The organism is Acinetobacter lwoffii (assembly GCF_052078135.1).
Lineage (GTDB): Bacteria > Pseudomonadota > Gammaproteobacteria > Pseudomonadales > Moraxellaceae > Acinetobacter > Acinetobacter lwoffii_Z.
The window spans coordinates 72,909-97,557 of sequence record NZ_JBQGUZ010000005.1; the positions used below are offsets into that span (position 1 = coordinate 72,909).

Annotated in this window: 24 protein-coding genes and 1 other RNA gene; 7 read left to right on the forward strand and 18 right to left on the reverse strand. The window is 43.1% G+C overall.

Annotation, left to right across the window (positions count from 1 at the left end; translation table 11 throughout):
* Window positions 1–20: 20 nt before the first annotated feature.
* On the reverse strand, window positions 21–872 hold the full coding sequence (locus tag ACTL4S_RS04835; protein WP_004279870.1) for a 3'(2'),5'-bisphosphate nucleotidase CysQ family protein: 852 nt from the start codon (window positions 870–872) through the stop codon (window positions 21–23).
* 13 nt (window positions 873–885) lie between these two features.
* On the opposite strand from ACTL4S_RS04835, the gene ACTL4S_RS04840 reads away from it, so the two are divergent.
* The 4 genes from ACTL4S_RS04840 to ACTL4S_RS04855 all read left to right on the forward strand — a co-directional run bounded on the left by ACTL4S_RS04840 (window position 886) and on the right by ACTL4S_RS04855 (window position 3,903).
* Window positions 886–1,572, forward strand: coding sequence for an HAD-IA family hydrolase (locus ACTL4S_RS04840; RefSeq protein ID WP_425878243.1), 687 nt, complete (start codon window positions 886–888; stop codon window positions 1,570–1,572).
* Window positions 1,565–2,005 (forward strand): RNA-binding S4 domain-containing protein, encoded by a 441-nt coding sequence (locus ACTL4S_RS04845; RefSeq protein WP_441298865.1) that lies wholly within the window; start codon window positions 1,565–1,567, stop codon window positions 2,003–2,005. Before ACTL4S_RS04840 ends, ACTL4S_RS04845 begins: the two co-directional genes overlap by 8 nt.
* A gap of 145 nt (window positions 2,006–2,150) precedes the next feature.
* On the forward strand, window positions 2,151–3,194 hold the full coding sequence (gene recA, locus ACTL4S_RS04850; protein ID WP_004279873.1) for a recombinase RecA: 1,044 nt from the start codon (window positions 2,151–2,153) through the stop codon (window positions 3,192–3,194).
* 91 nt (window positions 3,195–3,285) lie between these two features.
* On the forward strand, window positions 3,286–3,903 hold the full coding sequence (locus ACTL4S_RS04855; RefSeq protein WP_441298866.1) for a regulatory protein RecX: 618 nt from the start codon (window positions 3,286–3,288) through the stop codon (window positions 3,901–3,903).
* Window positions 3,904–4,123: 220 nt separating this feature from the next.
* Here ACTL4S_RS04855 and ffs read toward each other — a convergent pair.
* Window positions 4,124–4,220, reverse strand: an RNA gene (gene ffs, locus ACTL4S_RS04860) — signal recognition particle sRNA small type.
* A gap of 294 nt (window positions 4,221–4,514) precedes the next feature.
* Between ffs and ACTL4S_RS04865 the strand changes: the two genes are divergently transcribed.
* The gene (locus ACTL4S_RS04865) at window positions 4,515–5,312 is read left to right on the forward strand and encodes a tol-pal system YbgF family protein (protein ID WP_253113360.1); all 798 of its coding nucleotides are present in this window, start codon (window positions 4,515–4,517) and stop codon (window positions 5,310–5,312) included.
* A gap of 60 nt (window positions 5,313–5,372) precedes the next feature.
* Here the strand turns inward: ACTL4S_RS04865 and lpxA are convergent, their stop codons facing one another.
* The 12 genes from lpxA to rimO form a co-directional block, all read right to left on the reverse strand.
* On the reverse strand, window positions 5,373–6,161 hold the full coding sequence (gene lpxA / locus ACTL4S_RS04870; protein ID WP_348939370.1) for an acyl-ACP--UDP-N-acetylglucosamine O-acyltransferase: 789 nt from the start codon (window positions 6,159–6,161) through the stop codon (window positions 5,373–5,375).
* Window positions 6,158–6,643 (reverse strand): 3-hydroxyacyl-ACP dehydratase FabZ, encoded by a 486-nt coding sequence (fabZ, locus tag ACTL4S_RS04875; RefSeq protein WP_026055766.1) that lies wholly within the window; start codon window positions 6,641–6,643, stop codon window positions 6,158–6,160. Before fabZ ends, lpxA begins: the two co-directional genes overlap by 4 nt.
* A gap of 5 nt (window positions 6,644–6,648) precedes the next feature.
* The gene (gene lpxD, locus ACTL4S_RS04880; protein WP_441298867.1) at window positions 6,649–7,719 is read right to left on the reverse strand and encodes a UDP-3-O-(3-hydroxymyristoyl)glucosamine N-acyltransferase; all 1,071 of its coding nucleotides are present in this window, start codon (window positions 7,717–7,719) and stop codon (window positions 6,649–6,651) included.
* Between the two features lie 3 nt (window positions 7,720–7,722).
* Entirely contained in the window at window positions 7,723–8,220 is a 498-nt protein-coding gene (locus ACTL4S_RS04885; RefSeq protein WP_441298868.1) for an OmpH/Skp family outer membrane protein, read from the reverse strand.
* Window positions 8,221–8,300: 80 nt separating this feature from the next.
* Window positions 8,301–10,796, reverse strand: a complete 2,496-nt coding sequence (gene bamA, locus ACTL4S_RS04890) for an outer membrane protein assembly factor BamA (protein ID WP_278357058.1) — start codon at window positions 10,794–10,796, stop codon at window positions 8,301–8,303.
* A gap of 39 nt (window positions 10,797–10,835) precedes the next feature.
* Window positions 10,836–12,191, reverse strand: a complete 1,356-nt coding sequence (gene rseP / locus ACTL4S_RS04895; RefSeq protein ID WP_071852161.1) for an RIP metalloprotease RseP — start codon at window positions 12,189–12,191, stop codon at window positions 10,836–10,838.
* A gap of 3 nt (window positions 12,192–12,194) precedes the next feature.
* A complete protein-coding gene (ispC, locus tag ACTL4S_RS04900; RefSeq protein WP_005266614.1) occupies window positions 12,195–13,391 on the reverse strand; it encodes a 1-deoxy-D-xylulose-5-phosphate reductoisomerase in 1,197 nt (398 codons plus the stop codon).
* Window positions 13,392–14,216, reverse strand: a complete 825-nt coding sequence (locus tag ACTL4S_RS04905) for a phosphatidate cytidylyltransferase (protein WP_004279883.1) — start codon at window positions 14,214–14,216, stop codon at window positions 13,392–13,394.
* 3 nt (window positions 14,217–14,219) lie between these two features.
* Window positions 14,220–14,972 (reverse strand): polyprenyl diphosphate synthase, encoded by a 753-nt coding sequence (uppS, locus tag ACTL4S_RS04910; protein WP_004279884.1) that lies wholly within the window; start codon window positions 14,970–14,972, stop codon window positions 14,220–14,222.
* Window positions 14,973–14,979: 7 nt separating this feature from the next.
* Entirely contained in the window at window positions 14,980–15,534 is a 555-nt protein-coding gene (frr, locus tag ACTL4S_RS04915) for a ribosome recycling factor (protein ID WP_004279885.1), read from the reverse strand.
* A gap of 80 nt (window positions 15,535–15,614) precedes the next feature.
* The gene (gene pyrH / locus ACTL4S_RS04920) at window positions 15,615–16,343 is read right to left on the reverse strand and encodes a UMP kinase (RefSeq protein ID WP_004279886.1); all 729 of its coding nucleotides are present in this window, start codon (window positions 16,341–16,343) and stop codon (window positions 15,615–15,617) included.
* A gap of 46 nt (window positions 16,344–16,389) precedes the next feature.
* The gene (gene rimO / locus ACTL4S_RS04925) at window positions 16,390–17,733 is read right to left on the reverse strand and encodes a 30S ribosomal protein S12 methylthiotransferase RimO (protein ID WP_005107200.1); all 1,344 of its coding nucleotides are present in this window, start codon (window positions 17,731–17,733) and stop codon (window positions 16,390–16,392) included.
* A 341-nt stretch (window positions 17,734–18,074) separates the two neighbouring features.
* Between rimO and glnL the strand changes: the two genes are divergently transcribed.
* Window positions 18,075–19,184 (forward strand): nitrogen regulation protein NR(II), encoded by a 1,110-nt coding sequence (glnL, locus tag ACTL4S_RS04930; protein ID WP_005266616.1) that lies wholly within the window; start codon window positions 18,075–18,077, stop codon window positions 19,182–19,184.
* Window positions 19,171–20,646 carry a nitrogen regulation protein NR(I) gene (glnG, locus tag ACTL4S_RS04935; RefSeq protein WP_004279889.1) on the forward strand — a complete coding sequence of 492 codons (1,476 nt, stop codon included), beginning with the start codon at window positions 19,171–19,173 and terminating at the stop codon, window positions 20,644–20,646. Before glnL ends, glnG begins: the two co-directional genes overlap by 14 nt.
* Window positions 20,647–20,692: 46 nt before the next feature.
* On the opposite strand, the gene ACTL4S_RS04940 is transcribed toward glnG, so the two are convergent.
* The 4 genes from ACTL4S_RS04940 to mnmG all read right to left on the reverse strand — a co-directional run bounded on the left by ACTL4S_RS04940 (window position 20,693) and on the right by mnmG (window position 24,552).
* Complete coding sequence (locus ACTL4S_RS04940) at window positions 20,693–21,019, reverse strand: hypothetical protein (protein WP_004279890.1); 327 nt, start codon at window positions 21,017–21,019, stop codon at window positions 20,693–20,695.
* A 133-nt stretch (window positions 21,020–21,152) separates the two neighbouring features.
* Window positions 21,153–21,293, reverse strand: a complete 141-nt coding sequence (locus tag ACTL4S_RS04945) for a hypothetical protein (RefSeq protein ID WP_253144687.1) — start codon at window positions 21,291–21,293, stop codon at window positions 21,153–21,155.
* A 14-nt stretch (window positions 21,294–21,307) separates the two neighbouring features.
* A complete protein-coding gene (locus ACTL4S_RS04950; protein WP_441298869.1) occupies window positions 21,308–22,357 on the reverse strand; it encodes an MFS transporter in 1,050 nt (349 codons plus the stop codon).
* A gap of 314 nt (window positions 22,358–22,671) precedes the next feature.
* Window positions 22,672–24,552 (reverse strand): tRNA uridine-5-carboxymethylaminomethyl(34) synthesis enzyme MnmG, encoded by a 1,881-nt coding sequence (gene mnmG, locus ACTL4S_RS04955; RefSeq protein WP_004279892.1) that lies wholly within the window; start codon window positions 24,550–24,552, stop codon window positions 22,672–22,674.
* Window positions 24,553–24,649 lie beyond the last annotated feature (97 nt).

Consider the following 24,649-nt stretch of genomic DNA (forward strand, 5'->3'; position numbering starts at 1 on the left):
TAACACGCTCAGAATTTTGCTCAATGCTCGGCCTGCATGTCAGACACTGCCTGCAATGCAATAATTTTCATATCATTATTCTTATAAGCAATGAATCCGCCATTCAGCAAGGTATCCCGATGATTATAAATAAATGGACGACCTTCTAAATCGACCAGACCACCACCAATCCGTTCGAGCATACATTGACCAGCGCTGGTATCCCATTCCGAGGTCGGATGAAACCGTGGATAGATATCCACCTGATCTTCTAGCATCATGCAAAATTTATAGGCACTGCCCGCTTTAAATTCAGTGTATTGCGTGAGCTTGGCCAAACTTTGCAAATACTCCAGATATTTTGGTTTCTGCTGGCTACTTTGGCTCAGTCCCACAGCAATCATTTTAGATGTCGAAGACATTGCATAAGCAAACCATGTTCTAGTTTGAATATCATATTTATAAGGCAAGCCCTGCTCAGGACAGAAATAAATCAGTTGCTGCTCTGGAACCGCCAATATGGCAAAAGTGGTCAAACTGCCTCTGACCAGACTCAAATTAATGGTAAATTCGGGGCGCTGGTGCAAAAACTCTTTAGTGCCATCTAATGGATCCAGTAACCAGAATTCTGACCATGAGCGGCGTTCATGTTCCTGTCCTTCTTCAGACAGTAAAGGCAAGCTGGAAATCTCTGCCAAAGCTTGGGTCAGATAAGTATTAACCCGAAAATCTGCCTGAGTCACCGGAGAATTATCATTTTTTTTGATGACATCAAAAGCTGCACCAGAACAATAACGCTGATATTCTTCTCGCAAAATTTCACAGGCTTGTGTCAAAATGGGCACAAACTGCAAAATCATTGGATCTTGTGGTGCTGCTGTTGCTTTAAACATAGAAAACCTAAATATGTCAAAATGCTCTGAAAAACCTACCATAATTTTCGATATGGATGGCACTTTACTTGATCTTGCCTACGATGATTTCATCTGGAACGAGTTATTGCCTGTGCGTTATGCTGCCACACATGGCTGTAGCCTGGAACACAGCCAGACGACACTCTATGCATTCTATCAGGAACATAATCATACCTTAAACTGGTACTCTTCACGCTTCTGGACGGCTAAAGTCGAAGTCGATGTTCTGGCGATGCAAATTGAACATAAAGATAAAGTGGCCTTACGCCCTCATTGTCTCGAATTGCTCGATTATCTTAAAAATAATGGCTATCCAATCTGGCTGGCCACCAATGCTGACTGTGCGGGTCTAGCATTTAAACTGGATCATTTGAATTTAAGAGATTATTTCGATGTCATCGTCAGCTCAGAAACGATCGGACATGCCAAAGAATTTATCGAGTTCTGGCAAGGCCTGAATGAACTGCATCCATTTGATCCTGCACATGCTTATTTTATTGATGATACTGAAAAAGTCCTGAATGGGGCTCAAGCCTATGGCATTCAGAACCTGTTCAGCATCCAGCAGCCCTCTTCAGCCAAACTAGCACGTCAGACTTGTAATTACCCGATGCTGCACCAATTAACAGATTTAATCACTCATTTAAATCAGGCTGAGGTAGAAAAAAAATATGCGTAAATCGTCTTTACCCGAAGATGCGGTAGGCATGCGTATAGACAAATGGCTGTGGGCAGCACGGTTTTTTAAAACCCGCTCGATTGCCAAACATGCGATTGAAGGTGGCAAAGTCCATCACAATGGTGAACGTGTCAAGGTATCGCGCGAAGTCCGTGTTGGTATGGAACTGACGATTCAGCAAGGCATCGACAAAAAAACCGTGCTGGTTAAGGAACTTTCTGATGTTCGTGGACCTGCACCCGTGGCACAAAAACTGTATGAAGAGACCGAAGTCAGTATTGCGCGCCGGGAATTGATTACGTCACAAAGAAAGTTGCATAATCTAGCTCGTCCCGACCATCGTCCAAGCAAGAAAGATCGTCGTGACATCAGTAGATTTAAAAATGAAAATAGTCAGAATTTCGATCAGTCATGGTCCTATCATGACGATTAAATTTAAGCGTCAGAATATGTCGTACATGCGCTGACTTTTATAGAACACTAGGGAAAATTCTGTCACTATACACCTGTGGAACAAAGCTCTAATTTAAGACATCCACTTGAGTACTAACTTAGTGACATCGTATTGAGGTTGTAAGATGGATGAGAATAAAAACAAGGCGCTCAACGCTGCCTTAAGCCAGATTGAAAAACAGTTTGGTAAAAATACAGTTATGCGTCTTGGTGACAATACCGTTCAGGCAGTTGAAGCCGTGTCTACAGGTTCTTTAACGCTGGATATCGCACTCGGTATTGGTGGTTTACCTAAAGGTCGTATCGTCGAGATCTATGGTCCTGAATCTTCAGGTAAAACCACAATGACATTGCAAGCAATTGCAGAGTGTCAAAAAGCAGGCGGTACATGTGCATTCATCGATGCCGAACACGCGCTTGACCCTCAATATGCACGCAAGCTGGGTGTAGATATCGACAATCTACTGGTATCGCAACCGGACCATGGTGAACAGGCACTTGAAATCGCAGACATGCTGGTACGCTCTGGTGCGATCGACATGATCGTTGTCGACTCTGTTGCTGCATTGACACCACGTGCCGAAATTGAAGGCGAAATGGGTGACTCGCATATGGGTCTGCAAGCCCGTTTGATGAGCCAGGCACTGCGTAAAATTACTGGTAATGCCAAACGCTCAAACTGTATGGTGATCTTCATTAACCAGATTCGTATGAAGATTGGCGTCATGTTTGGTAGCCCGGAAACCACAACCGGTGGTAATGCACTGAAATTCTATGCCTCTGTTCGCTTGGACATCCGTCGTATTGGCCAAGTGAAAGAAGGTGACGAGATTGTTGGTTCTGAAACCAAAGTCAAAGTCGTGAAAAACAAAATGGCGCCTCCGTTTAAAGAAGCATTATTCCAGATTCTTTATGGCAAAGGTGTTAACCATCTAGGTGAATTGATCGACCTTGCTGTACAGCAAGAAATCGTGCAGAAAGCTGGTGCGTGGTATTCTTATCAAGGCGACAAAATTGGCCAGGGTAAGAACAACACCATCCGTTATCTGGAAGAGCATAAAGAAATGGCTCAGACGATTGAAAAACTGATTCGTGACCAGCTTCTGACTAAAGCAGTGGTTGTTGAAGAAGACGATAGCAAGGAAGAACCTGACTTTTTAGATGCGTGATCTTATTAGGTGCATCATCTTTAAACGTCAATACACAGCGCCCTCCGGGGCGTTTTGTTATTATATAGGGAATCTAAAATCCGAGAGAATCATGTCAGACGCGAAATTCAGCAAACTGCTCGATTATGAAACTTTAAAACAGCAATTTGGTGATACTGAAGATCAAGCTCAACCTGCAAAAAGTGCGATCCAAGACGCTCCTGAATTTGATCCTGAAGAACGTTTGTTTTCCTCTACCCCAACTCAGGATGAGAAGAAACCGGGACTGATAGGCTCACGCTTACGTTCTTATGCCTTTGCCGTACTGACGCGCAAGGAATATTCCAAAGCCGAACTGATCGAGAAATTAGCCCTCTATGCAGAGCATCGTGATGAGGTTATTAACCTAGTGGAAGAGCTATCCCGTGAGAACTATCAAAGTGATCAGCGCGTAGCGGAAACCATGTTGTCGAGTCAAAAGCGTAAAGGCAAAGGCCCCAATCAAATTAAAATGAAACTCAAGAGCAAAAAGATTGATGCCGCGCTTATTTCGGAGGAACTTAAAGAAACTGACTGGGTACAACAGGCCTACGAGCTAAAAGTCAAAAAATATGGAATTGAAGTCACTAAAGACCCTAAGCTCAAAGCCAAACAGATCCGTTTTTTAATGTATCGTGGTTTTGAAATGGATGCGATTATTAAGGCGATTAACCGTAAAGCAGAAGACTAAGTCTTATATTCTTTGAAAGTCTTAATGCATGTATAAGCATATTGGATATTTAATTCAATATTAGCTGCAAAATAAAATAAAGCACGGCAAAAGATAATGATGATTTAATCATTAAAACAATAAGATAATGCTGTTTGACGACATTGAAAAAGGAATGATATTTGAGAATAGAAAAATGCGAATTTGCATTGTTATTATAATAAGAAGCATATGGTGGCAACCCTACCAGCAAAGCTCCGGCACATCATAGTTCTATTACCGTTGCTACCTTCCGGTCCTGGCGGGGTTCATAGAGTACAATTGCGAAGTAACCAGCAGGGCTACCATTACAAAAACAGAGTATAGAGATTTTTAATCAAGTTGCAAGCTTTGTTCCGCAAAATAATCCCTCAAGCTATCCGTTTGATTATTTTAAAAACAATATTGATATTTCTGCTGATTTTTAGGGGATCTTCACAATCAATCCATCAACACTCAGATTCACATGATCTTTGTAAAACCTTGTTGCATTTTCTAAAAATGCCGTTTTTAATGTGTGCAATGTATATGAATGATCTACTTTGAAAAGATGAGCAGCGGATCCGCATCTCACAAAGAATTATGGAAATTTTATGATGTTTAAAAAGACCGTATTGTGTGCAGTGACAGCACTCTTTACCATGCCTCTATTTGCCAATATTCCGATTGAATCGCGCGGCTTGAGCCAAGCTACGAATCAGACCGCAGTGAATACTCCAGCGGCAATTGCGGCTGGTGCAACTCCAGCCGTTCAAACCAATACCAGCTGGCAAATCATGCAAAAGAACCAGCAGCTCGAGAATGACCTGCGGATTTTGCGCGGTAAAATGGAAGAACAGGAAAATGAGATTGAACGGCTCAAAAATGAACTGACCAATCGTTATGCCGATCTTGATCAGCGCCTTGAACTATTGCAACAAAAAATTGAACCTGCTGAGGACAATCCAACGGAGGAAAACCCACAGGATACTGCACCCAGCCTAAACACAAATAAGGTCAATACAGCAAGCAGCGGACAGCAACCTGCTGATCTTGAAAAAGCAGCTTATACCGTGGCTTTAGATGCTTATAAAAATGGCGGTGCAGCCAAAGCCATTGCACCGATGCAAAACTTTATTAAAAACAATCCGAATAGCGTTTATATCAGCAATGCTTATTTCTGGTTAGCGGAATTCAATCTGGCGATTGACCCACCAAAATTTGATGAAGCGAAACGCAATTATCTGATTGTCGTTGACCGCTATCCAAATTCTGCGAAAGCCTCCACTGCCCTGTATCAGCTTTATAACATCAGCAAAGATGTTGAAAAGAATGCTACGCTTGCTTCGCAATACAAAACAAAGCTATTGAAGAATTATCCGAAAGCTGAGGAAATTAAATTTCTTAAGTAAAATAGAAATTCCCAAAATAAAAAAGACACCTTCAGGTGTCTTTTTTATTATATTAAACTTTTAGCGCACAATACCACGTTTCGACTGTTCAAGAGAATCGATTAAACGCTGTACCTCAGCCACTTCAGGCAAAATTCCTGTACGGATCTGCTCGATTGCTTCCTGAGTCGTTAAACCTGATTTATAAATCAGTTTAAAGGCATCACGTAAACCGCTGATTACGCTCTTTGACCAGCCTTTACGACGCATACCTTCAATGTTCATAGCAAATGCATGCGCAGGATTACCTGAAACCATTACATAGGCCGGTACATCTTTCAAAATCAGTGATGCACCACCAATCATGCTATAAGAATCAATCTTACAGAACTGATGAATGCCCGAGTTTCCGCCAATGACGACGTAGTCCCCGACATGGACATGTCCAGCCACACCGACATTATTGGCAAAGATATTATAATCTCCGACCATACAGTCATGTGCAATATGCGTATTGACCATGAGCAGGTTATGACTACCGATCTTGGTCAGGCTCTGATCCTGAACCGTACCACGATGCAGACTGCAATGCTCACGAATCTTGTTGTGATCGCCAATCTCAAGCCAGGTTTCTTCACCAGCATACTTAAGATCCTGACACACCTCGCCTACACTGGCGAACTGGAAAATTTCATTATATTCACCTATACGCGTATAGCCACCCACCACCACGTGTGAATGAAGTTTGCTACCCGCACCAATAGTGACATTTGGCCCGATAATACAATATGGGCCAATTTCTACATCAGCAGCAATGACTGCTGACGGGTCAATAATGGCAGTTGGATGAATAAGGGGATTATTGCTCATGCCTGCTCGACTTTTTGATGCGAAACCATAATTTCCGCGGTTGTTGCGACGACGCCATCTACAGTGGCAATACAATTATATTTGTAAATGCCCCGCTTTTGCATCACTAATTCAGATTTTAAAACCAATTGGTCACCAGCAACCACCTGTTTCTTAAATCTAACTTTTTCCGCACCGGCAAACAGGAACAAAGAACCTTCACTTGGCACTTCGTTATTCATCACAAAACCCAGAATTCCAGAGATTTGTGCCAGCGCTTCAACAATCAGTACACCTGGCATAATTGGATAATTCGGAAAATGGCCTTGTAAAAACTCTTCATTAATTGAGACGTTTTTATAACCAACAATGCCATTATCGGTAATTTCGACGACGCGATCAACCAATAAAAATGGATAGCGATGGGGCAAATATTCACGAATCTTTTGAATATTCATTGGCAATTCAGGCTTCGTGAATGTAGGCAAATTCGACTCTGTCATCATAATTATTTACGCAACTTAAATGTTGATTCAATGGACTCAATCTGAGATTGCATATGATCTAGTCGTTTGATCACCTGGGTCAATGGCACATCTGCTAATTGTCTGAGGCGAACCACGGTACGTTTCCATTTCTGGTTTTCAAACAGACCAATCCCGGATGAATATTTTCCAGCTTCAGAAATATTATTTGTCACCATTGACATTCCCGTCAACGTCACATTATCGGCAATATTCAAGTGTCCAGAAATCGCAGAGGCACCACCAATGATACAGTTTTTGCCAATTGAAACACTTCCTGCAACGGCAGTTTTTGCAGCAATGGCGGTATGTGCACCAATTTTAACGTTATGCGCGATTTGCACAAGATTATCAATGATAACACCCTGTTGCAAAATCGTATCATCCAGTGCACCACGGTCTACGCTACAATTTGACCCAATACGCACATCATCCTCAATGCGTACAGAACCTAATTGCGCAATACGGTGCCATTTACCCTGATAAGGTGCAAAACCAAACCCTTCGCTGCCAATCACGGTATTGGCATGAATACGCACCCGATTACCAATTTTCGCTGCGCCGGTGAGGGTCACATGTGAGTCAATAAAACAGTCCTGACCGATTTCGACATCATCATCGATCTGCACATGCGCCTGAACAATCGTATTCGCACCCACGACACAATGCTCACCAATCACCACATAATGACCAATATAAGCATCGTCCGCAATCACTGCTGACGGGTGAATTTGAGCAGTACTTTCAATACCACGCTGGCGATGTTTTTTCTCAAATACATGCGTCAGAATCGCGAAAGCCAGATAGGGATTTGCCACAACAATAAAGTTTTGATGTGAAGTTATCTGTTGTTTTAGTTCAGCCGTGACAATTAAAGCACCTGCCTGACTTTGATTGGCCTGCTCTACATATTTATCGGCATTCACAAATGCAAGATCTTGTGAGGTCGCTTGCTCAAGACTGGCCAAAGCGCTCAAACGCAAATCTGTCTGACCTATGCACTCGCCCTGAACCAGGCGAGCGAGATCAGCTAACTGAAGCTGTTGATGATTCATTGATTATTTAATTGCATTAACCTTTTGAATCATTTTATCAGTTAAATCATATTTAGCATCATAAGCAAGTGCTGAATTTTTATTTAAAACCACATCGAGGTTGTTTTCTCTACGCAATTGTTCAGCAATTTGCTTTACACGTCCATCAAATACAATTCGGATCTGCTGAATCGAGCTTTGAACATTAGTCTGTACAGATTGTTGTAACTGATTCAATTCTTGCAGCTTAGCCTGATATTGCGCAGACATTTTCTGTTTTTCAGTCTCACTGAGCTTAGTATTGGATTGAGCACGTTGCTGCAAAGCTTCCAGCTCTTTGCTGAGTTGCTCAATCTTGGTGGTTTGTGGCTGAATTTTTTGCTGAAATGCCGTGTTTTGTTGTTTCAGATAAGTACTACCTTCAACCACACGCTCCAAGTCAATTACCCCCATACTGGCCGCTTGAGTTAAAGGTGCAACACTTGCCAAAGCCAGGCTCATTGCCATAATCATTTTTTTCATATTCTTACTCATTCAAAAAAATTTGCTCACAAAACCTGAAGGCTTTATGAGCAAAATTTAGTTTCTAGGTCAAAACGATTTTAGAAAGTACGTCCAATTTCGAACTGGATGTTTTTAGTATCATCACCGTCTTTTTTATTCAACGGATAAGCATAGCTGAGAGACAATGGCCCAATCATGGTGATCCAGGTGAAACCAGCACCCACGCTATAACGCATATTATCTGCATCAAAACCGAAGTTATCTTTACAGTATTGGCGCGCATTATATGTAGTACTACCTACAATAATATCGCTACCTGAAGCTGGTATATCACAATTAGTATCAAATACTTGTGCGCCTTCAGCAAAAATCACTGGACGTACCTGACGTGCCCAATCCCCTTTAAATGGCACCGGAAGTACCAGTTCAGTACCAAATTGCACTAAAGCATTACCACCAACCTCTTCAGGTGAAGGGTCAGGCTCACCTCTTTCACTAAAAAATACACCATCATATTTCGGACCTAATGTACTATTTTCATAGCCACGAACTGAACCGAAACCACCAGCATAGAAATTCTTGTAAAATGGCAGGTCATTACCATAACCCAACTTACCATAACCACGCAGGACAAAATCTTTGCCTAATGGGAAAAAGGCTTGAGCATCATAAGTGACTTTCTGATACTCGACATCACTACCTGGTAATGCAATTTCCGCATTCACACGATGTGACATACCCGTTGTCGGGAACATAGGACGGTTTAAAGTATTATACGACCAACCCAAATTCAGATTATATGTTAAAAAATCACCTTTAAATTCATCAAAGAATTGAGCAGGCTGACTACACTCTCTTGTTGTCGCATTCCAGAACTCTGGTGGGCAATAAGTATCTATTCGCCCTGTCTCTTTACCACCATTCGCTAATAAATAATCACGAACATAAGTAGATACTCCAGAACCAGTTGTTACTTCAGTCTGATCAACATTCAGACCCAAGCTGACACTCTGGTTTTCATCAATTGGATAACCAAAGTTAATCCCACCACCAAAACTGTCTGTCACATAGTTGTTGACGTTATAATCATCATCAAGCTTGGTTTTACGGTAATACATGTTATAGCCGCGACGCACACCATCAATGGTGAAGTACGGGTCCATCACGCTCAAGTTATAATAATCTTGAGTTTCAGAACGCGACAAATCGATTGAGACGCTATTACCAGTGCCCAGGAAGTTGGTCTGGCTTAAACCAGCCTGGAAAGTTACACCACCGCTTTGCGAGAAGCCAACTGCAAGAGTACTGGTCCCTGAATGCTGCTCTTCAACGGCAACATTCAAGTCCACCTGATCTGGTGCACCTGGAATACGTGCAGGTTTGATATCGACAGTTTTAAAGAAACCAGTACGTTCCAGACGGACCTTAGACAGGTCAATTTTTTCATTACTGGCAAGTGCACCTTCCATTTGGCGCATTTCACGACGTAGTACTTCATCTGCAGTTTTCGTATTACCAGTGAAATTAATACGTCGTACCGTGACTTGCTGACCCGGATTAATATAATAATTTAGATCAACCAGTTTGGTTTCGTTGTTAATTTGAGGAACAATATTGACTTCTGCATAGTAATAACCTGCATTACCATACTTACGCTGCAATAACTGCTTAACCGCGTTGACTTTTTCCTGCGAATAAATTTCGCCTTCTTTGAAAATTTGTAAAGCCTGTAATTCTTCAGTCTTATAAAGTGCATCACCTAAATATTTGGTTTGACCAAATTTAAATTGTTCGCCTTCATCCACAGAAACTTCGATGAAAACATTCTTTTTATCTTCACTCAAGTTCAGGCTGGAATTGGTAATATTAAAATTGATATAACCGCGATTCAGATACATGGCACGCAAAGCTTCTAGGCTCGCCGCCATCTTTTCACGTGCATAACGGTCATTACGCGAAATGACCGAACTCCAGCCACTTTCTTTTACGGCAAAGGCCTGCTTGATATCAGACTCTTTAAATACGGTATTCCCGATAATATTGATATCGAAAACTTTAGCCGCTTTACCTTCAATAAAATCAATCAGCAATTCAACACGGTTATTTGGTCGAGGCGTCGTGGTGACCGTAATATCGGCATCATAACGACCTTGCTGCATGTATTGCTGTTCAAGTTCAGTTTCAATAGTTTGCAGCGCTGATTTTTTCAGCACTTCGCCTTCAGCCAGACCCATTTTTTTCAGGCCTTCTTCAAGCGCTTCCTTAGGAATCAGCTTATTGCCTTTCAATTCGATTTTCGAAATAACCGGGCGTTCAACCACTTGGAAAACCAAGGTATTGCCCTGCTGAACGGCTTTAATGTCATCAAACAGGCCTGATGCATACATGCTACGAATTGCATTGGCAATGATTGGATCATTGACCCGATCACCACTGTTAATTGGCACTAGGCCATACACATTGTCAGGAGTTAAACGTACTAATCCATCAAATTTTATATCTTGTACAATGAATTCATCTGCTGCATATACTTGTTGTGCTACTGCCATTGCACTAACGAGTGCCAGAGGCATAAATAAATGTGTGTGCTGCATGCCAGTCTTTTCCGCTGTTAATTTATTCCATTTACGTTGTTATAAACGCATAAAATCATTAAATAATGCCAGAAGCATCATACTGCCGAGCAGTACCATACCAATTTTTAGTCCAACCAATTGTATTTGTTCGGAAACAGGTTTACCACGAATTAATTCAACAAAATAGTAAACCAGATGTCCGCCATCAAGCATTGGAATGGGTAGTAGATTTAATATTCCTAAACTTACACTCATTAGCGCCATAAAGGAAATAAAAGTTTCCCAGCCCATTTCTGCGCTTTGTCCTGCCACTTTGGCAATGGTAATTGGACCTGATAAATTATCCAGACCAATCAGACCGCGTACCATTTTGACAATCGAGTTCAGAATCATCGAAGATAAATGTGCTGTTTTATCAAATGCCATTACCAGTGCTTCGCCTGGCGAGTAATGAATGGTCTGTTTATATTCTGCAGGAATGTTCAGTTTACCCGGATCGCTTTGTACGCCCAGCATACCAGTCACATTGCCCATATTGTCACGTTTACCTTGTGGCATGACTTCCAGCTGAACCACCTGATTTTCGCGTAGTACATCCATTTTGAGTAATTTTTCTGGAGATGCCTGTACCACCTGCACCACATCAAACCAGTCTTTCATCTGAACGCCGTCAATGGCCAGAATCTTGTCGCCTTCTTTCAAACCTTGACGGATGGCTGCACCATCTTCACTCAGTTTGCTGATCACTGCCGGAATTTCTGGCCGATAAGGCAAGAAACCCAGGCTTTCTAGTGGCGATTGACTTTGATCTTTTAAATAGTTTTGAATCGGCAACTGGAACAATTTGTTTTCACCAGCGCGATCTGCCTGAATAGAAACCACACCAGTTTCACCAACACGATCCACCAAGGCATAACTGAGTTTTTCCCAGGTTTCCACCTGAGTACCATCCACAGCTACAATTTTGTCGCCCGGCTGCATTTGTACGGTTGCAGCAGGCGTATTTGGTAAAATTTTGCCTACACGGGTATTGAGCTGTTCTTGTGCAGGTAAAAATAACACCCAGAATAGAAGAACTGCAAAAATCAGGTTGATTAATGGTCCCGCTGCCACGATGGCGATTCGTTTCCACGGATGCTGACGATTGAAGGCTTTGGGTAAGTCCTCTTCAGAGACATTACCTTCGCGTTCATCCAGCATCTTGACATAGCCACCCAAAGGCAAGGCAGACAATTGATACTGAATTCCGGATTTTTTCGAGGTCCATTTTAATAATGTTGGCCCAAATCCAATGGAATAGACCAATACTTTAACGCCCAGTTTACGCGCCACAATATAGTGACCGAACTCATGAATCGCAATTAAGGGACCGAGTAAGAGAATTGCAGCGGCAATCATAAACAAGGCATTCATATCTTAACTTCCTTTATTCACAACATATTGCTGTGATAAACCTCGCGCCATTTGATCTGCTTGCAAGATAGCCTCCAGATCATGTGCGGGTTGATTGTCCATCTGATTTAGGACGTGCTCAACTACCTGAGGAATTTGGGTAAATCTGATCTGTTGATTTAAAAATGCAGCAACTGCAATTTCATTGGCCGCATTTAAAATTGTCGGTGCAATTCCGCCACTCTGCATGGCCTGACGGGCCAATTTTAATGCAGGGAAACGGAGCATATCCGGTTCTTGAAAATTAAGTTGTGAATGCATAAACAGATCCAGTGGCGCCACATGCGTACTAATACGCTCAGGCCATGCCAAAGCATGTGCAATAGGCGTGCCCATATCCGGATTACCCATTTGTGCCAAAGTCGAACCATCAACGTATTGAACCATGGAGTGAATAATACTCTGTGGATGCACAACAACTGTAACAAATTGTTCTTGAACTGCAAACAAATGACAGGCTTCGATCAATTCTAAGCCTTTATTCATCAAGGTAGCAGAATCGACTGAAATTTTTTGACCCATGGACCAGTTAGGATGCTTGCAAGCTTGGGCAGGTGTGACCTCTTCAAGTTGCTGTATGCTGTGGTTCAGAAACGGCCCACCCGACGCGGTCAGCAGAATCTGGGATACACCCAGTTTGGGCTTGCCATGACGCTCTGCCTCAAAATAATGCGGTGGCAGACATTGGAAAATCGCGTTATGTTCGGAGTCAACGGGAAGCAATAAGGCACCATGATCGCGCGCTGCCTGCATCATGATGTCACCTGACATCACCAAGGCTTCTTTATTGGCCAGCAGTACGCGTTTACCCGCTTTCACTGCAGCCAATGTCGGCAACAAGCCTGCAGCACCGACAATTGCCGCCATAACGATATCAACATCCGCGTGTTCAGCCACAGCGATTAAACCGGCTTCATCTTGCAGAATTTCAATATCAGATAAATGGTGTTGCTGAAGTAGTTTTGAAAGTTCATCTACTTTTTCAGCCGGCACCACCACCACTTTAGGACAGTATTGCCGGCAAATTTCAACCAGCTCCTCGATACGACTTTGCGCGGTCACAGCAAAAACCGAGTATGCTTCAGGATGTCGCTGCAAGATTTTTAAAGTACTTTGACCAATGGAACCTGTAGCACCCAGTATACAAACTGCTTGTGACATTTATAAATCTACACCAATAAGTTTTAAAACAGCCATACCTGCTGCAAAGATTGGAGCTGCAGCAAGCAAAGAATCAATACGATCCAGTACTCCGCCATGTCCTGGCAAAATTCGACCTGAATCCTTAATACCGGCACGACGTTTGATCATGGATTCAAACAGGTCACCCAGTACCGAACTAAATACTGTAACGACAGATAAAATCAGGAATAAAATTAGTTCTGGCCAGGTCATATCCAGATAAAGCAAGGCGACTGCCGTTACAATCAGCATTGAGGTAACGATACCGCCATACAACCCTTCTACCGATTTGTTGGGACTAACATTCGGCGCCAACTTTTTCTTGCCGAATTTACGACCCACAAAATATGCACCACTATCTGCGCCCCATACCAGTAAAAACAGGTACATCAGCCACCACGGTGAACTTTGCCAGACAGAGAAAATTGCAGTAACCGCAGCAGAGATCAGAACTACGCCGATTCCGTGCAGGCTGGCGTTGTACCAGCCATCATATTCAGGATAGGTTTTAACCCAGTAAATGCTGAGCAACCAGGTAATTATAGAAGCTACCCATAACAATAAGGCAACTTCGGCAAAATACAATGCCAAAGCTGAAAGTGCCGCAGTGAGCACTCCATATCCCCAAGCAACAGGTTTGATGACATGTTTAAATTTTCGCGGCATGAGTTTGAACCACTCATAGCCGGCCACCCCAGCAGCAAGAACCATCAATACAAACATTGGATAATGTGATTCGGTAGCAAACATACAGCTCAGTACAACTGCTACCAACACCAATGCGGTTATAATCCGCTCAAACATGTATTAATTCTCAAGTTTTTCCTGATGAATCTGTTCTGATGTTTTACCAAAACGACGTTCACGCCCACCAAATACGGCAAGTGCATCATCAAGTTCTTCAACGGTAAATTCTGGCCATAGCGTCTCAGTGAAATAAAGCTCTGCATAGGCTGCCTGCCACAACAGGAAATTCGAAAGACGGAAATCTCCACCCGTACGAATCAGCAGATCAACTGCAGGTAAATCACCGAGGCTGACATATTGACCAAATACATCAGTATTAATTGCATCAAGATCTAATTTATTTGTTAAAACATCGCTGGCAATTCGCTGTGCAGCTTGTGCCATATCCCACATACCACCATAACTGATTGCAATAGTGAGTGTCATACTATTGAAATTAGCAGTCCTTTCTTCGGCATGCAACATAAGTCCCTGTAATTCTGGGGACAAACGGCTGCGATCACCGATAAAGCGTAAGGCAATATTGAATTTTTCCATGCGGGGCAATTGTTCATGAATGGTGTCAACCAGCAATTTCATGAGCAATTCAACTTCAAACTGTGGACGATTCCAGTTTTCACTGGAAAAGGCAAATACAGTTAAAGCCTGGATATTTCTTTTTTTACAGTGTTCAACGATCGGATCCAGAACCGTTTTTCCTTCACGGTGTCCATCACCTTTCTGCATCTGATTTTTTTTGGCAAAACGATTGTTGCCATCCATAATGATGGCAACATGTTTCGGAAGACGGGAATTTTCTTCAGCAACGGTCATCGATGAATTAGACCTTCATCAATTCAGCTTCTTTCGCAGCCAAGCGCTTGTCAACTTCAGCAACAAATTTGTCAGTAATTTTCTGGATTTCGTCAGCAGCACGACGCTCTTCGTCTTCAGAAATTTCTTTTTCTTTTAACAAAGCTTTGATATCGCCCAATACATCACGGCGGATGTTACGGATCGCTACTTTGGCATTTTCTGCTTCATTACGCGCAACTTTTTGCATGTCACGACGCGTTTCTTCAGTTAACGCCGCCATCGGCACACGAATCGCATCTGCTGTAATTGGGTTCAGACCCAAGTCAGATTCACGAATCGCTTTATCAATTGCAGAAACCATTGAACGCTCGAAAGGCTGGATTAACAAAGTACGTGAATCTTCAACACCTACGTTTGCCACCTGGTTCAATGGAACGTCTGAACCATAGTAAGAAACCATCACGTTATTTAAAATTGATGGATGCGCACGACCGGTACGAACTTTTGCAAAACCATGCTCTAGAGATTCTAGAGTTTTGTTCATACGGTCTTCGCTGTCTTTTTTAAGATCGTTAATCATATGATCTTCCTTACTTAATTCTTGAAAAGAGGTTATTACTAAATTAGCGTGTAGTATAAAGTGCTTTGGTGCTCACGTCATTAATTGGTAACGTGAGTCCCTTCTTTTTCACCCATCACAACGGAAAGCAATGCGCCAGATTTATTCATATCGAATACTTGTAGCGGCACATTGTGATCACGACATAAACAGATTGCAGTTAAGTCCATCACACCCAGCTTTTCGTCCAGAACTTGGTCAAAAGTCAATGTGTCATATTTAACCGCATCATCATATTTGCTTGGATCTTTATTATATACGCCATCAACTTTGGTCGCTTTCAAGATCAAGTCTGATTCGATTTCAATACCACGTAAACAGGCAGCTGTATCTGTCGTAAAGAACGGATTACCTGTACCTGCCACGAATACACACACTTCACCCTGAGTCAGGTGACGGATCGCATCACGGCTTGAGTAAGACTCAACTACAGCACCAATTGGCAATGCAGACATTAAACGGGTTTTAATATTACGGCGCACCAAAGCGTCGCGAAGTGCTAAACCGTTCATGACTGTTGCCAGCATACCCATCTGGTCACCAGTTACGCGGCCAACCAGACCATCTTTTTGTAGCTGACTACCGCGATACAGGTTACCACCACCCACAACAATACCTACTTGTACGCCTAAACCCACGAGGTGCGCAATAGAAAGTGACATTTGATCGAGCACTTGTGCATCGATCCCCATGTCTTTATTGCCTGCCAGCGCTTCACCAGAAAGCTTTAACAGGATGCGACCAAAGCGTGGCTTTTTAGAATCCAACATCATCAAACTCCAAAGTATTCAATTTAAATTTTTTTAATTCAAAATCTTAAGCAGACTTGATTGAAATGAGTTTTGCATACAGATCGTATTCATCTGCATCAGTAATTTCGACTTCAAGTAAATCCCCCGCCTTGATGACGCTTTTATCGATATCTTCAACAAAAACATTACCATCAATTTCAGGTGCATCTGCATAAGAACGCGCAACCGCTACCGGGAATTCATCTTCCAGGTCATCTACCAGCACAGTCATGGTCTGACCGATACGTTTTTGGAGTTTGGCTGCCGAGATTTCTTGCTGAACCTGCATGAAACGCTCATAACGCTCTTGTTTAATTTCTTCAGGAACGTGATCTGGCAAATCATTTGCTGTCGCACCTTCAACTGGCGAATAGGTAAAACATCCCACACGATCCAGCTGGGCTTCTTTCAGCCAGTCCAGTAACATCTGGAAGTCTTCTTCAGTTTCACCCGGGAAGCCCACCACAAATGTTGAACGCAACACCAGATCAGGACATTTCTCGCGCCAGATTTTCAAACGCTCCAGTGTATTTTCACTGTGCGCAGGGCGCTTCATCAGTTTGAGAATTTTTGGACTCGCGTGCTGGAATGGAATATCCAGATAAGGCAGGATTTTACCTTGTGCCATCAGGTCAATCACAGCATCCACATGCGGATACGGGTAAACATAGTGCAAACGCACCCAGATTCCCAACTGACCTAATGCTTCACACATGTCATAGAATTTGGTTTTAACCGGCTGGCCATTCCAGAAATCCAGCTTGTATTTCGTGTCCAGGCCATAAGCAGAAGTATCCTGGGAGATGACGAGTACTTCTTTTACACCGGCACGTTTCAGCGCTGCAGCTTCATCAAGCACAGAACCAACTGGACGTGAAACCAGATCGCCACGCATGCTTGGAATAATACAGAAAGTACAACGATGGTTGCAGCCTTCGGATATTTTCAGATAAGCATAATGTTTTGGCGTCAGGCGGATGCCTTGTTCTGGAACCAGATCAATAAATGGATTGTGTTTTGGCGGCTCAGGCACGTATTGATGAACCGCATCCATAACTTCTTTATATGCCGCTGCACCTGTCACTTTCAGGACATTGGGATGCATTTGGCGAATCTTGTCTTCGTCTTTACCTAGACAACCTGTTACGATCACGCGACCATTCGCGCTCATCGCCTCACCAATCGCATCTAGCGATTCTTGCACTGCGGATTCAATGAAACCACAGGTATTTACTACAACTAAATCAGCACCGTCATAATCCGAAGCGACGTCATAACCTTCAGTCTTTAACTGGGTTAAAATACGTTCAGAATCTACCAATGCCTTAGGACAACCTAAAGATACAAAACCGACTTTGGGGGACTTCATGAATTTTCGCTCTACTAGAATGCGCGTATTGTATGTCTTTTCGCATCATAAAAATAGTTGAAAACCTGACTCTTTGCATCATGCACTAAAATATTGCCATAAAATATTCAACATACTTACCAATGCACCAAAATGAATCATTTTAGATTTACAGCCTCAATTTAATCCGCTATATCTAAGATGAATTGTGTTGCTCTGTCACATTTCTGCATTTCATCGCAATAAATAATCTCTAGTCATAAAAGTTGGCGTGCATCTTGCATCAAATCAGAACTTAAAATTGATTAAATTGCTTTATGAAGATGCCATTGCGCCATTTTAATACAGGAACAAACCCGCGAATGGATCAAATTATTCCGATCGACTATCGTGCTTTAGTGGACAATATGACCACGTGTATCTTATTGATAGACCGCGATCTTAATATTTATTATCTGAATTCTGCCTGTGAAGCCTTATTTGATGTGAGCTTATTCCGCGCGAGCGGCACATCCGTACTCAATATTCTGCAAAACCCGACAGATGAGTTCAATACCGAAGAAGCCCTGAATAATACTTTAAGTACGGGACAACCTTATACACGCCGCGAAGCCACTATTCTGGTCAACTTTAAAGACATTCATGTTGACTACACTGTTTCTCAGCTAAATCTGGGCAAACCTTATCATCCGCTACTGCTCATCGAACTCAATCCTCGCGATCGCATGTTAAAAATCTCGCGTGAAGAAAATCTGCTGCAACAGCATCAGGTAGCGCGTCAGCTGATTCGCGGTGTTGCGCATGAAATCAAGAATCCCTTGGGTGGCATTCGCGGGGCGACTCAACTCCTGGCACGCAGTTTGAATGATCCACAATACAAAGAATTTACCGACATTATTATTAGCGAAGTGGATCGACTCAGAAATCTGGCCGATACCATGCTCGGTTCACGCCAGCTTCCGAGCTATGAACTGGTCAATGTGCATGAACCTCTGGAACGGGTGCGTTCACTGATTGCTAATCAGACCAAAAAGAAAATCAAGATTACCCGGGATTACGACCTGTCCTTACCGGAAGTTCTGGCAGACCGCGACCAATTGATTCAGGTCATTTTGAATATTTGCGCCAATGCCGTACAGGCCATGACCGAGAACAAGGAGTTCTTTGTCGAACATCAACCGGAACTGATTTTAAGAACCCGGATTCAGCGTCTCTTTACCATTAACGGGGTGATTCACCGCTCTGTAGTAAGGATTGATATTGAAGACAACGGTCCAGGTGTGCCGGAAGAGATTATCGAATCGGTGTTTTATCCGCTGGTCACCAGTCGCGCAAAAGGTACCGGACTGGGCCTCAGTATTGCTCAAAATATTATTCATCAGCACAACGGCATGATCGAGTGTCAGTCCGTGGCTGGAAAAACCGTCTTTAGCTTATATTTACCTTGGGAGTCGAATCATGTCGCGAAATAAAATATGGGTGATTGATGACGATCGCGCCATGCGCTGGGTACTGGAAAAGACCTTTAAAGAGGAAGGTCTGGATGTGACCAGTTTTGAAGAAGCACAATCTGCACTAGACCAACTGAGTCTGGAAGCACCCGATGTGATTTTGACCGATATCCGCATGCCGGGTATTGATGGACTTACCTTCCTGGGCAAGGTTAAACACAGTTATCCTGACCTACCTGTCATTATTATGACGGCGCATTCAGACTTAGAATCGGCTGTTTCTAGCTATCAAACTGGTGCTTTTGAATATCTGCCTAAGCCTTTTGATATTGATGAAGCACTGGCGCTGGTAAATCGTGCGATTTTACATATCACCAAGCTACAGCAACAAGAATCAGCAAAAGCCGCTCCACCAATTCAATCTACCGAGATTATTGGTGAATCGCCTGCGATGCAGGAAGTGTTTCGTGCCATTGGCCGTTTATCACAATCGCATATTACCGTGTTGATTAATGGTGAGTCTGGTACAGGTAAAGAACTGGTGGCGCATGCCCTGCATCGTCATTCACCACGCAGTTCAAAACCTTTTATTGCCCTCAATATGGCGGCGATTCCAAAAGACCTGATCGAAACCGAACTCTTTGGCCATGAGAAAGGTGCATTTACCGGTGCCAACACTCAGCGTCAGGGTCGTTTTGAACAGGCCAATGGCGGTACGCTGTTTTTAGATGAAATTGGCGATATGCCATTTGAAACGCAAACACGTTTACTGCGCGTTTTGGCAGACGGTGAGTTCTACCGTGTTGGCGGTCATATTCCGGTTAAGGTTGATGTACGTATCGTGGCAGCGACCCATCAGGATCTGGAAAAACTGGTTCATGATGGTCGTTTCCGTGAAGACTTGTATCATCGCCTGAATGTAATTCGTATTCATATTCCAAAACTGGCACATCGTAGTGAAGATATTCCGATGCTAGCGCAGCATTTTCTGGCACGTGCCGGCAAGGAACTTGGGGTCAATCCAAAGATTCTGCGTCCTGAAACCCAGGAATATATGCAGAAATTGCCATGGCAAGGTAATGTGCGTCAACTTGAAAATACCTGTCGCTGGCTGACTGTCATGATCACAGGTCGTGAAGTCTATCCGGAAGACTTGCCACCTGAACTGAAACAAATCCCAATTCATCAGCAGGATCCAGGCGCACCAATTCCAACGCTAAACCAGATTGCACCGCATCACTGGGATGAATTACTGGGTCAATGGGCGATGCAGAAACTCAAAAATGGTGAAATGAAACTTCTGGATGTTGCAACGCCGATGTTTGAACGCACCTTGATTAATGCAGCCTTGCAACAAACCCGTGGCCGTAAACGTCATGCCGCAGAACTTTTAGGTTGGGGCCGAAACACCCTCACCCGTAAACTCAAAGAACTGGGCATGGATACTACGGATGATGAGATCGAAGAAGAAATAGAAAGTTGATCTTTCCATATAAAAAAGCGCCAATTGGCGCTTTTTTATTGATGATTTATGCAGTAAAACCCACATAGCGAAAATACCCATCTATGCCCAGATCAGACTTATAAATCAGATAATTTGAATAAGTCGCCTGGGTGATTTCATCCAGCATATTTACCTGATCATCATTGGCATGCAGATCATCTACAGAACGCGGCATGCTGTGCTCGAATTCATCGGTCATATATTCAAAGCCAATATCCATGGCAATAAACAGGGTATGTTCACAAGGTTGCACATACTGCTCTTCTGCCCAATCAATCACGTTGTGCTGACAATGCGGACAAGCAATATTATCGGTGGCCTGAATCGAGAGTGGAATAAGTTGATAAGCCATATAAAAATCAATCTGTTTGCTATTCGTATATTTTAGCAAATTTTATGGACTGACTTTATTCAATTAAAAGTCTCGACGATAAAAAAGGGAATTTTCAGATTCCCTTTTTGTATTGATAGATCTCAATGATTAATTACTTATGAGCAGCCTTATAACGTGATAGTGCGGTGACAGCTACTGCCGATACGACCACTGCGGGCAAACTTGCCACAAGAATGCCCGTCGTTCCCAAACCTAATGCCAGAATTTTTCCAGTTAATAATGGTCCAGTCATCGCCCCTAAACGTCCTAGAGAGATCGCACTACCCACACCGGTGACTTTACCTGCGCCTGAATAAAAAATTGGTGAGATCCCATACAGAATAGATTGGCCACCTGTAGAGAAAATACCCCCATGACTCCCGCCAAAATTAATAACGGAATAGAAGTTGTGGTGAATAGCAATACCAAGGCAACAAACAAGCCACTATAAATGATAGTCGCCATTTGCCAGAGCTTTAAACGGTCCAGTAAATAACCCAGGCTTAGGGTTCCAATGACAGCGCCCACCTGGAACACCAACATCACCAAAAATGCCTGTTGTTTCTGCAAACCTTGTTCCATAAGTAAATTTGGCAACCAGCTAATCAAAATATAATTAATCATCAAGGTAAAAAAGAAACCAACCCAAAGAGGTACTGTATTTTTATACTGGCGCTGCTTGAACAACACCTCAGCCATTCCCGGCACAGCTTCGCCAGAAACCGGTACTTCCGCATTCACTTTAGGCTTATCTTTAAGAATAAATGCCATCAATGGAATCAGTGCTAAAGGCGTTAATCCCCCAATCAGGAATAAGGTTTGCCATTGAATCTCCGGAAGCAGCATAGCCAGACCAGCAACAAAGATCGTCCCTACCGGCAAACCACAATACATCAGACTATTTAGCTTGCCACGGTTGGCTTCGGTGGCTTCATCACCGACGACTGAAATCATGGTTGGCATTGCCGCACCTAAACCCAAACCAGTAAAGAAACGCGCTGCATATAAAACTTCGATGCTTGGCGCAATTGCAGTCAACGACATGAACAGACCAAAAATAGTCACAGAAAGCATCAGGACTTTCTTTTGTCCTAGATAATCTGCAATACGTCCACCAAAGAATGCGCCAAACAGCATTCCAAAGACACCCAGACTAAATACATAGCCCATTTGGATTTGATCTAAACCAAAGCTTGCTGCAATTCCTTTCGCCGCAATCCCGGGAGCTTGAAGGTCAAAACCTTCAAAAAATGCGACCCAGAAACATAAGAATATCGTTAATATTTTTTGGGCTTTTTCGCTGTATGGCTGTGCCATGACTGATCTCCATCAATAATTCACAAACCGTTTGATAGTCTGACGATCCGTTACATTATTCTTAACCTAATCTTAATAGAGAAATAGCACGACAATAGTCGGGTTTAAGCTATCCATTCAAACCCAGCAATAGCCAAATTAGACTTAAAAGCTTGCACAGACAGAGTTTTTAAATATTAATTATTTTTATTGTTTAAATTTATCAATAACTTATTTTAATAGTAGTTTTTTACAATCAAACCATAGTCAAAGCTTATCCAGAAAATTTTCCTATAAAAAAGCCCGCTTAACGCGGGCTTTTCTAGCTCAAAATCTTAAGCAGATTTCTTTGCTTGTGCATTCTTACGAATTGTAATCATCACCAGTTGAACTGCTGCAGGCGTTACACCCGGAATACGACTGGCTTGCGCCAATGTTTCAGGACGAACATCTTTCAGTTTCAGGGTAATTTCACGGGACAGACCCGACACGATGTCATAATCAAAATCCGCAGGAATACGGGTTTCTTCCAGACGTTTCATTTGTGCCACGTCTTCATGCTGACGGTTAATATAACCCGCATATTTCACTGCAATTTCAATTTGCTCACCGACAAATGGTGATACTTCAGAATTGGTTAACTCTGCAATTTGAGCAAATGAAATATTTGGACGTTTTAACAAATCGATCGCCGAACATTCTTTAGACAGGTCTGCACCGGTCATCTCAACGAATTTCTTGCCCATTGGGTTATTTGGTGCGGCCCACAAGTGTTGCAAACGGCCTGTTTCTTTTTCCACTGCTTCCATTTTCTCACAGTACACTGCCCAACGCGCGTCATCCACCAGACCCATTTCACGACCAATGGCTGTTAAACGCTGATCTGCGTTATCTTCACGCAGCATCAAACGGTATTCGGCACGTGAGGTGAACATACGGTATGGTTCTTTGGTACCTAATGTGATCAGGTCATCGACCAGAACACCCATGTATGCTTCATCACGTTTTGGCGTCCATTGCTCCTGATCCCAAGCACGGCGTGCAGCGTTCAAGCCTGCAAGCAAACCCTGCGCACCCGCTTCTTCATAACCGGTTGTGCCGTTGATTTGACCGGCGAAATACAAGTTATTAATTGCTTTGGTTTCAAGGGTAAATTTCAACGCTTGTGGGTTGAAGTAATCGTATTCAATGGCATAGCCCGGACGAAGAATGTGCGCATTTTCCATACCACGGATCGAGCGAACCAGTTCAAACTGAACGTCGAACGGTAAAGAAGTCGAAATACCATTTGGATAAAGCTCATGTGTATCCAAGCCTTCAGGCTCCAAGAAGACTTGGTGAGAATCTTTATCGGCAAAACGGTGAATCTTATCTTCAATCGATGGGCAATAACGTGGTCCAACACCTTCGATCACACCCGTGTACATCGGTGAACGGTCTAAACCGCCACGAATGATTTCATGCGTGCGTTCATTGGTATGCGTGATATAGCAATTTACCTGCTCAGGATGCATAGACACATCCCCCATGAATGACATGGTCGGAGATGGGAAATCACCCGGCTGTGGTGTCATCACAGAGAAATCCACTGAACGCGCGTCAATACGTGGTGGTGTACCTGTTTTTAAACGACCTACTGGCAAGTTTAATTCACGCAAACGATGTGCAAGTGAAATAGATGGCGGATCACCAGCACGACCACCGCTAGATTTCTCCAGACCAACGTGGATGACACCACCTAAGAATGTACCTGCTGTCAGCACCACAGTTTTCGCATCAAAACGGATACCCATTTGGGTAACCACACCTTTAACGGTATCGCCTTCAACAATCAGGTCATCTGCGGCTTGCTGAAAAATATCAAGGTTTGCTTGGTTTTCTAATGTTTCGCGAATAGCCGCTTTATAACGTACACGGTCCGCCTGCGCACGTGTTGCACGTACTGCAGCACCTTTACGCGAGTTCAAAATACGGAATTGAATACCGCCTTTATCGGCAGCCAGTGCCATCGCACCGCCCAAAGCATCAATTTCACGCACCAAATGCGATTTACCAATACCACCGATGGCCGGGTTACAGCTCATCTGCCCTAAAGTCTCAATGTTATGAGTTAAGAGTAAAGTCTGTCGACCCATACGCGCTGCAGCCAGAGCCGCTTCCGTACCGGCGTGACCGCCACCGATAACAATGACATCGTATACTTTAGGATAATGCATAGTGGTAATTGAGAGATAAAAAAGAATAGCTGAGCATTATAGCAAATTTCACTCTAAAGTAGACAAATTCAGTTGAATTTATCCTGAGATAAATCGC

What these genes read in the sequence shown, in the direction of transcription:
- ACTL4S_RS04905 (WP_004279883.1), bottom strand. Translation starts at nt 14,216, where the DNA reads ATGTTTGAGCGGATTATAACCGCATTGGTGTTGGTAGCAGTTGTACTG.
- ACTL4S_RS04885 (WP_441298868.1), bottom strand. Translation starts at nt 8,220, where the DNA reads ATGAAAAAAATGATTATGGCAATGAGCCTGGCTTTGGCAAGTGTTGCA.
- bamA (WP_278357058.1), bottom strand. Translation starts at nt 10,796, where the DNA reads ATGCAGCACACACATTTATTTATGCCTCTGGCACTCGTTAGTGCAATG.
- ACTL4S_RS04865 (WP_253113360.1), top strand. Translation starts at nt 4,515, where the DNA reads ATGATGTTTAAAAAGACCGTATTGTGTGCAGTGACAGCACTCTTTACC.
- ACTL4S_RS04945 (WP_253144687.1), bottom strand. Translation starts at nt 21,293, where the DNA reads ATGACTGGACCATTATTAACTGGAAAAATTCTGGCATTAGGTTTGGGA.
- ACTL4S_RS04835 (WP_004279870.1), bottom strand. Translation starts at nt 872, where the DNA reads ATGTTTAAAGCAACAGCAGCACCACAAGATCCAATGATTTTGCAGTTT.
- glnG (WP_004279889.1), top strand. Translation starts at nt 19,171, where the DNA reads ATGTCGCGAAATAAAATATGGGTGATTGATGACGATCGCGCCATGCGC.
- lpxD (WP_441298867.1), bottom strand. Translation starts at nt 7,719, where the DNA reads ATGAATCATCAACAGCTTCAGTTAGCTGATCTCGCTCGCCTGGTTCAG.
- rseP (WP_071852161.1), bottom strand. Translation starts at nt 12,191, where the DNA reads ATGAATGCCTTGTTTATGATTGCCGCTGCAATTCTCTTACTCGGTCCC.
- ACTL4S_RS04855 (WP_441298866.1), top strand. Translation starts at nt 3,286, where the DNA reads ATGTCAGACGCGAAATTCAGCAAACTGCTCGATTATGAAACTTTAAAA.
- recA (WP_004279873.1), top strand. Translation starts at nt 2,151, where the DNA reads ATGGATGAGAATAAAAACAAGGCGCTCAACGCTGCCTTAAGCCAGATT.
- pyrH (WP_004279886.1), bottom strand. Translation starts at nt 16,343, where the DNA reads ATGTTGGATTCTAAAAAGCCACGCTTTGGTCGCATCCTGTTAAAGCTT.
- uppS (WP_004279884.1), bottom strand. Translation starts at nt 14,972, where the DNA reads ATGACCGTTGCTGAAGAAAATTCCCGTCTTCCGAAACATGTTGCCATC.
- ACTL4S_RS04940 (WP_004279890.1), bottom strand. Translation starts at nt 21,019, where the DNA reads ATGGCTTATCAACTTATTCCACTCTCGATTCAGGCCACCGATAATATT.
- ACTL4S_RS04950 (WP_441298869.1), bottom strand. Translation starts at nt 22,357, where the DNA reads ATGGCACAGCCATACAGCGAAAAAGCCCAAAAAATATTAACGATATTC.
- fabZ (WP_026055766.1), bottom strand. Translation starts at nt 6,643, where the DNA reads ATGACAGAGTCGAATTTGCCTACATTCACGAAGCCTGAATTGCCAATG.
- lpxA (WP_348939370.1), bottom strand. Translation starts at nt 6,161, where the DNA reads ATGAGCAATAATCCCCTTATTCATCCAACTGCCATTATTGACCCGTCA.
- mnmG (WP_004279892.1), bottom strand. Translation starts at nt 24,552, where the DNA reads ATGCATTATCCTAAAGTATACGATGTCATTGTTATCGGTGGCGGTCAC.
- glnL (WP_005266616.1), top strand. Translation starts at nt 18,075, where the DNA reads ATGGATCAAATTATTCCGATCGACTATCGTGCTTTAGTGGACAATATG.
- ACTL4S_RS04840 (WP_425878243.1), top strand. Translation starts at nt 886, where the DNA reads ATGTCAAAATGCTCTGAAAAACCTACCATAATTTTCGATATGGATGGC.
- frr (WP_004279885.1), bottom strand. Translation starts at nt 15,534, where the DNA reads ATGATTAACGATCTTAAAAAAGACAGCGAAGACCGTATGAACAAAACT.
- rimO (WP_005107200.1), bottom strand. Translation starts at nt 17,733, where the DNA reads ATGAAGTCCCCCAAAGTCGGTTTTGTATCTTTAGGTTGTCCTAAGGCA.
- ispC (WP_005266614.1), bottom strand. Translation starts at nt 13,391, where the DNA reads ATGTCACAAGCAGTTTGTATACTGGGTGCTACAGGTTCCATTGGTCAA.
- ACTL4S_RS04845 (WP_441298865.1), top strand. Translation starts at nt 1,565, where the DNA reads ATGCGTAAATCGTCTTTACCCGAAGATGCGGTAGGCATGCGTATAGAC.